At 44.5% G+C, this 7150-nt stretch carries 10 protein-coding genes; 8 read left to right on the top strand and 2 right to left on the bottom strand.

From position 1 onward, the window contains the following. Window positions 1-869: ABC transporter C-terminal domain-containing protein (locus AC1DUA_RS15950; protein WP_477500707.1), on the top strand; the 869-nt coding region annotated here is incomplete at its 5' end. Between the two features lie 37 nt (window positions 870-906). Then, window positions 907-2520: an ABC-F family ATP-binding cassette domain-containing protein gene (locus AC1DUA_RS15945; RefSeq protein WP_477500706.1), complete on the top strand. Its 1614-nt coding sequence runs from the start codon at window positions 907-909 to the stop codon at window positions 2518-2520. A 57-nt stretch (window positions 2521-2577) separates the two neighbouring features. On the opposite strand, the gene AC1DUA_RS15940 is transcribed toward AC1DUA_RS15945, so the two are convergent. After that, window positions 2578-2790 carry a hypothetical protein gene (locus AC1DUA_RS15940; RefSeq protein WP_477500705.1) on the bottom strand — a complete coding sequence of 71 codons (213 nt, stop codon included), beginning with the start codon at window positions 2788-2790 and terminating at the stop codon, window positions 2578-2580. A gap of 73 nt (window positions 2791-2863) precedes the next feature. On the opposite strand from AC1DUA_RS15940, the gene AC1DUA_RS15935 reads away from it, so the two are divergent. The 3 genes from AC1DUA_RS15935 to kapB are packed head-to-tail and all read left to right on the top strand — an operon-like array spanning window position 2864 to window position 4111. After that, window positions 2864-3382, top strand: coding sequence for a hypothetical protein (locus AC1DUA_RS15935; RefSeq protein ID WP_477500704.1), 519 nt, complete (start codon window positions 2864-2866; stop codon window positions 3380-3382). Window position 3383: 1 nt separating this feature from the next. Further along, a complete protein-coding gene (locus tag AC1DUA_RS15930) occupies window positions 3384-3701 on the top strand; it encodes a thioredoxin family protein (protein WP_477500703.1) in 318 nt (105 codons plus the stop codon). 20 nt (window positions 3702-3721) lie between these two features. Continuing rightward, window positions 3722-4111: a kinase-associated lipoprotein KapB gene (gene kapB, locus AC1DUA_RS15925; protein ID WP_477500702.1), complete on the top strand. Its 390-nt coding sequence runs from the start codon at window positions 3722-3724 to the stop codon at window positions 4109-4111. Here the strand turns inward: kapB and AC1DUA_RS15920 are convergent. Then, window positions 4108-4329 (bottom strand): hypothetical protein, encoded by a 222-nt coding sequence (locus tag AC1DUA_RS15920; protein ID WP_127451768.1) that lies wholly within the window; start codon window positions 4327-4329, stop codon window positions 4108-4110. The two genes, kapB and AC1DUA_RS15920, sit on opposite strands and share 4 nt — an antisense overlap. Before the next feature lie 290 nt (window positions 4330-4619). Here AC1DUA_RS15920 and AC1DUA_RS15915 point away from each other — a divergent pair, with 290 nt between their 5' ends. The 3 genes from AC1DUA_RS15915 to AC1DUA_RS15905 are packed head-to-tail and all read left to right on the top strand — an operon-like array spanning window position 4620 to window position 6893. Then, window positions 4620-5696, top strand: coding sequence for a Gfo/Idh/MocA family protein (locus tag AC1DUA_RS15915; protein ID WP_477500701.1), 1077 nt, complete (start codon window positions 4620-4622; stop codon window positions 5694-5696). A 16-nt stretch (window positions 5697-5712) separates the two neighbouring features. After that, window positions 5713-6348, top strand: coding sequence for a trimeric intracellular cation channel family protein (locus AC1DUA_RS15910; protein WP_145655003.1), 636 nt, complete (start codon window positions 5713-5715; stop codon window positions 6346-6348). Between the two features lie 59 nt (window positions 6349-6407). Further along, window positions 6408-6893, top strand: coding sequence for a hypothetical protein (locus AC1DUA_RS15905; protein WP_477500700.1), 486 nt, complete (start codon window positions 6408-6410; stop codon window positions 6891-6893). Window positions 6894-7150: the final 257 nt, after the last annotated feature.

Here is a 7150-nt window from a genome sequence, read left to right as displayed (position 1 = left end):
TGCTCGCCGGGCGCATTCAGCCCGACAGCGGGACGATCGAGACTGGCCAAACCGTGAAACTCGCGTATTACACGCAAGAGACGGTCGAGATGGATGAGAAGATGCGCGTCATTGACTATATCAAGGAAGCGGCTGAACTGATTCGAACGTCGGATGGTGAAACGATTCCTGCTTCGCAAATGCTTGAGCGCTTCATGTTTTCTCCCACACTGCAGTGGTCTCCTATCGGGAAGCTGTCAGGCGGAGAGCGCCGCAGACTATATTTGCTGCGCACACTCATGGGTGAACCGAATGTGCTGCTACTCGATGAGCCGACGAACGATTTGGACATCCAAACGTTGACCATACTGGAAGATTATCTGGATAGTTTCCCAGGTGCAGTTATTACTGTTTCTCATGATCGATACTTTTTGGATCGTACGGTTACACATCTGTTTGCTTTTGATGGCCAGGGCGGAATCGAGCCTTACATTGGCAACTACTCCGATTATTTGGAGGAGAAACAAGAGCAAGAAGAGGCAGAGCAGGCACGTAAAGAATTGGCGCGTCAAGTAAGCAGCAACGCTGGCACTGGCAAAGCAGCAGCCATTAATTCCACAGCTTCCAACGGCTCTGYGAACTCAAACCGTCCTAAGAAACTAACGTTCAAAGAACAGAAGGAATGGGATGAAATTGAGGGGACGATTGCAGCTTTGGAAGACAAGGCGGCAAGCTTGAAACAGCAAATCGAAGTAGCTGGCAGCGACTTTGACCGTGTTCGCGATTTGTATGAGCAAGAGCAGCAAACAACAGTGGATTTGGAAGCAGCAATGGAAAGATGGACTTATTTATCCGAGTTGGTAGAAGAAATAGAGCGAAATAAGTTATGATAGAAGAAACTACAATAAAGGCAGGTATGTATTCCACATGATTAATGTTAATAACGTGACGCTACGTTACGGCAAAAGAGCGCTTTTCGAAGACGCTAATATTAAGTTTACTCCAGGTAACTGTTATGGTCTTATCGGTGCGAATGGTGCGGGGAAATCCACTTTTCTAAAAATTCTTTCCGGTGAAATTGAGCCTAACACAGGCGAAGTGTCTATCACTCCGGGCGAGAGAATGGCAGTCTTGAAACAAAACCATTACGAGTTTGACGAAATCGAAGTTTTGAAAACCGTTGTAATGGGTCATTCTCGTTTGTTCAAAATCATGGAAGAGAAGGATGCCCTGTACGCAAAAGAGGATTTCTCTGAAGAAGATGGCATGAGAGCTGCAGAACTTGAAGGCGAGTTCCAGGATCTTGATGGCTGGCAGGCTGAATCCGACGCAGCAGAGCTATTGATTGGTCTAGGCATTCCAACTTCCCTGCATGACACGAAGATGAAAGACCTCGACGGCAATGAGAAAGTTCGTGTTCTCTTGGCGCAAGCGTTGTTCGGCAATCCGAACATTTTGCTACTCGATGAGCCTACCAACCATTTGAATTTAGAATCGATTCGCTGGCTGGAGAACTTCCTTGCACGTTTCGAAGGCACTGTTATCGTTGTATCCCATGATCGTCACTTCCTGAACCAAGTATGTACACATATCGCGGATATTGACTTTGGTAAAATTCAAATGTACGTGGGTAACTATGACTGGTGGTATGAATCCAGCCAATTGGCCCTCAGACTTACAAGAGATGCAAACAAGAAAACAGAAGAAAAACGTAAAGAATTAGAAGCCTTTATCGCGCGATTTAGTGCGAATGCATCCAAATCCAAACAAGCAACTTCCCGTAAAAAACAACTTGAGAAGCTTACTCTTGAAGATATTCGTCCTTCTAGCCGTAAGTATCCGTTCATTCACTTCAAAGGTGAGCGTGAAGCTGGCAAGCAGCTCCTAGCTGTTGAGAGCATCTCGAAAACGATTGATGGCGTTAAAGTATTGGATAATATTACGTTCACGCTTAACAAAGGGGATAAAGTCGCGTTTGTTGGTCCGGACGGTATTGCCAAAACGACGCTTTTCAAAATCCTTATGGGTGAGATGGAAGCAGACTCGGGCACGTTCACATGGGGAGTTACGACTTCGCAAGCTTATTTCCCAAAAGATAGTCAAGACTATTTCAATTCTGAATTAAACTTGGTGGATTGGCTTCGCCAGTATTCCAAAGACCCAGACGAATCATTCCTTCGTGGTTTCTTAGGACGTATGTTGTTCTCTGGTGAAGAAGCATTGAAAAAAGCTAACGTTCTATCCGGGGGAGAAAAAGTACGCTGCATGTTCTCCAAAATGATGCTAAGCGGTGCTAATGTTCTCATTCTTGATGAGCCTACAAACCACTTGGATCTGGAATCCATCACAGCGCTCAATAACGGCCTTGTTGATTTCGATGGTACGATGATGTTCGTTTCTCATGACCATCAGTTCATTCAAACGATTGCCAATCGCGTTATGGAAATTACACCAAAAGGATTCATCGACAAAATGCTTACGTATGATGAATACCTGGAAAATGATGATGTAAAAAGATTGCGCGAAGCTCAATACGCGTAAGCCCAAATGAAAAGCGCCCTGATGTATGACTCTCAGGGCGCTTTTGCCTACATAGCTCTAGCTTCCGCCAGTACGACGGCGTTGATTATTTACTTTTTTCGTCATTTGACTTTTGGCACTTTGGTTGCCATTGYCGGCTTGTTTAGGGTTGGCACGTGCTGCGGCTTGATCCGCTTTCTTCTGAGCTAACTTTTGTTTGATCGCATCCGCTAGGCTGACCTTTTTGGGACCTTGTTGTTCGTCCAGCTGATCTTGTGGCTTGTCTGACATAGAAACACCTTCTTTACCGTGATATGTTAATAGTATAATCGAATCAAACAAAAGATGAAAGAAGGTGTGAACGATGTTTGACCCAACGATCTACGACAACATTAAGGTGGTTTTAGAAGGAGCCGTCTATGACTTGGATTTGGATGGCAAAATTTTAATAACACGCCGGGAAGATCTTGTAGATCTTTCTTCGATGTCCCGAACGTATGCAATTGAATTTGCAAGGAAAATTGATAAGCCGAGTAAAGCTGAAATCAATTTGCATGTTCATTTAAGCGACTTGGCTGCTGAAATATTAGAAAACCCTACAGCTAAACCGGGCTGTACGCTTACGATTAAGCTTTTTACGAAAGTTAAGAATCCAGAAATAGAATGCAAGCATATCGAAGAGCAGTTAGGCCGTATTTGGGAGCATCGTCCGCAAATCACACAACTTCTTTCTTACAAATACGGCATTTTCCCGATGATGTATCATAATCAAATTACGCTTTCATTCGGCAGAAAAGTCGATGAGAGCCATTTGGATGATTTCCCTCATCTTATCGGCTATGCGGCTGACAGTTTGACTTGGTTAGATGAACGAGGAGGTTAGCATGAAGGAGCTGTCTCAACAAGAATTGCTTGAGATCGTTAACAGGCAGGAGGCGTCCTTTGCTGTATTTTTGTATACGCCATTTTGCGGAACATGCAAAGTGACAGAACGTATGTTAGAGATCATTATGACTATGCAGCCTTCTTTGCCGCTTTATAAGAGCAACATTAATTTTCTGCCGCAAATTAGTCATGAATGGCAAGTTACCAGCGTGCCATGTATCGCTATTTTTGAACCAGGGCATGACAAACAATTGATTTATCGCATGCAATCGGTGGATGAGCTATATCGCAAACTGCTGCCACTGAGCAGCAAGTAACTAATAGGAGATGATAAGAAATGAGCAGCTTTCAAATCGGAGATCACGTTATTGCTGAGTATAAGACGGGTGTTTATTATGGTGAAGTGGTGGAAATGTCGAGTACGATGAAAGCAGCAGTCCGCATTTTGGCTGTAAAAGAACATCCAACACAAGGGGACTTGCATAATCCGATGGACCCAAGCGTAGCTTTTTTTCATCAAAGACGGGCATTGTCGTTCCAGGAGATCGCTTTAATGCCGATTGCAACAATACGTTCATATACAGGTGCGATTCCTGAATATCAAGAATCACTGGAGAGAGCGCTTATGGCTCAAATCTCTAAGTTGTCGGAAATGGAAGCATGGGCTAGGCGCTCTCTTCAGGAGCTTAGTCAGCTGCAGAAGGAATATTTCCCGAAGTCGACTTAAGAAACTTCTAAATACAATTTTGTGCCGTCGTTATACTTGAAAATAGCGACATCACCAATGATCTCGATCAGCGAGATCATTTTTAATTTACGGCGAAATTCAAAGTGGAGTTCAAACTCCTTAAGCTTGCTGGACAACAATTCCATATGTGAACTGCGATGTGTGAAATTAAGCACGGGAATGGATTTGTTTTTGAATTTAATGGTAACTGCTTGCATATTAAGCCCTCCTTCACGTCTTCCATCTGGGAAATGTACCAGCTGGTCTACCTATTTAGGATACAATTCAAATGTTAGATATGTTTGAGACAAACTATTAAAAAAGTTTTAGTATCTTATTATATGTAAAGAATAGCAAGAGAGGGCTAGTTCTTCGAATAACTTTTAAAATTAATCGGGATACCCGTCTACAAATGATGGGGCGGAGCGATAGATTGGCGGTTGCGGGGAAAGATAAGCACAATTATAATAAGAAAGATTGTAATCAAACATGTTTTGGGGGGATTTAAATGACAGCAGGAAAACCAATCCGTATCGGTATTATCGGTTCCGGAAACATCGGAAATGTACATATGGAAGTGCTGAAAAAAGTGCCGGAGGCAGAAATTGCCGCGGTAACGGATGTGTACTTACCACTTGCAGAGGCTAGAGCCAAGCAGTATAACATTGAGCGGGTTTATGACAGTTCGGACAAGCTGCTCGCTGATCCAAGCATTGATGCGGTAGTTATTGCAGTATCTAATGAATGGCATGCACCTATCGCCATCCAAGCCCTAGAAGCAGGTAAACATGTCATGCTGGAGAAGCCTATGGCGCTCAATCTCGAATCAGCAAGACAAATTGTAGAAGCAGAGCGCAAGGCAGGCAAGGTATTGATGATTCCACACCAACTGCGTTGGGAGGTCCTTTCACAGGCTGTCAAACAACAGGTTGATAAAGGCGCACTAGGCCATATTTATCATGCCAAAGCAGGCTGGATGAGACGTAAAGGGATTCCCGGGTGGGGAACTTGGTTTACTCAGATGGGTAAGTCCGGTGGCGGCCCGTTAATTGATCTAGGTGTACATATGTTAGATTTATCCCTCTATTTGATGGGAAATCCGAAACCAGTTTCGGTCTATGGGGCAACTTATGCAGAATTTGGTCCGCGTAAAAAAGGGATAGGCTCCTGGGGGACACCGAATTGGGATGGGCAATACGATGTAGAAGATTTGGCAACAGCATTAATAAAGCTCGATAATGGTGCAACCCTATCGCTCGATGTAAGCTGGGCCGCACTAATCGAAACGGATAGTCAGCCTTATGTTCAGCTGCTCGGTTCCGAAGGAGGCGCTTCGATTCGCGGAAATAAAGGAAAGCTTCTCGCCGAAATGTTTGACCGCGAAGCGGATGTGGATTTGACTGTGCCAGAACTGGATGAAGGACCCCGTGTGCGTATGATGAGACACTTCCTATCCTGCATCGAAAGCGGTCAGCAACCAATTACCTCTGTCATGACGGGCTATACGAATAATTTAATTCTAGATGCGATTTACCAATCCTCACAAACCGGCAATGAAGTTAAATTGAATTGGGATATCGAGTAGACAGGGGCTGCAGCAAGTGAATTGGGAGTTGTTCAGTATCATCGGAACGATCGCCTTCGCAGTGAGCGGAGCGATTGTTGCGATGGAAGAGGATTATGATATTCTAGGGGTCTATGTTCTAGGGCTCGTAACAGCATTCGGCGGTGGTGTGATTCGTAATTTGCTGATTGGCAAACCCGTCGTCTTGCTGTGGGAGCAAGGGCTATATTTTCAAATCGCGTTATTTGCGATGACCTTGGTCTTTCTGATGCCGGTCAAATACATTCGGGTGTGGAAGACGTGGGAAGCTTTCTTTGATGCTATTGGCTTGGCTGCTTTCTCAATTCAAGGTGCGTTCTATGCAACGAATATGGGACATCCGCTAAGTGCTGTAATTGTCGCTGCTGTTCTAACGGGGATCGGCGGCGGGATGGTCCGAGATGTGCTGGCTGGTCGTAAGCCACTTGTGCTAAAGGACGAAATATATGCGGTATGGGGCATGTTGGCTGGTGCGTTGGTTGGTTTGGGCTGGTCGCAAGGAGCTTGGCAGATTTCCGTGCTTTTTGCACTTATCGTCATTTTGAGAATGTTATCCGTGTTTTATAAATGGAAGCTGCCTAAACGTTCTTTGCGCAATGCGATCATGGAATCAACTCGTAGATCAGACTCATAGCCTAATGTTAGGTGACTAGAGCTAGACAAATTGTCGCGTAAGGAAAGAGGTGAGTTTAAATGGAACAAGAAACATCATTCATTCATCATCAAAAGATTTCTGCTGAAACAATTGCCTCACGGATTGTTCCTGTCAAAGAATTGCTTCAAACGGAACTGGATCTGTACGAAGTATCCAAAGATGCAGAGACAGGTGAGCATTATCTTCATTATGCTTACATGCACCGGGATTTTACGAATACCGGAGAACCGGAGTCATTCCATTATTTGCTGCCGATTGACAGCGATGATGTGCTTGGCATGATTTTTGGGGAGCAAGGCTATGCGTATCCGGAGTTTTGGCGTAAAGCCTTTTTGCGCAATGGGCCGGAAGGTTTCTACATCTGGTTCGATCCCACGCATGAAGCGGAGCAGTCAGAGGATGAAGCTATTGCTGCGGATTTACTAAATAAGCTGAGAGCTTTTAAAGAGAGTGGTTCAGCCGATCCAGATGCAGTTCGTAAATTGCTTGAAGAATTGGATAAAAYGCGTAAGAAAGACGAATAGAAAGTTGAGAAGCCTGCTTGCCAATGAATGAATTGGCGGCGGGCTTTTTTTTGCATTAGTGGAGGTCTTGCGGAACTGTGGTACGCTATTTCGCTTGAAATAGACGGTTTCCACTATGAACGGGATCTACAGTATGCTATTTCACCCTTTTTCGCCATAACGAATGAAATTCGATCAAATAAGGGATCGTAGTTCCCGCCAGCATATGTAAGGAGCTGAATTTAGGGGAATAACGCCCTGTTGTTCCCCTCTAAGTG

The organism is Paenibacillus sp. 01T422 (genome assembly GCF_056398785.1).
Note: the sequence above shows the minus strand (reverse complement) of the source record. Positions and strands in the feature narration are given on the sequence as shown.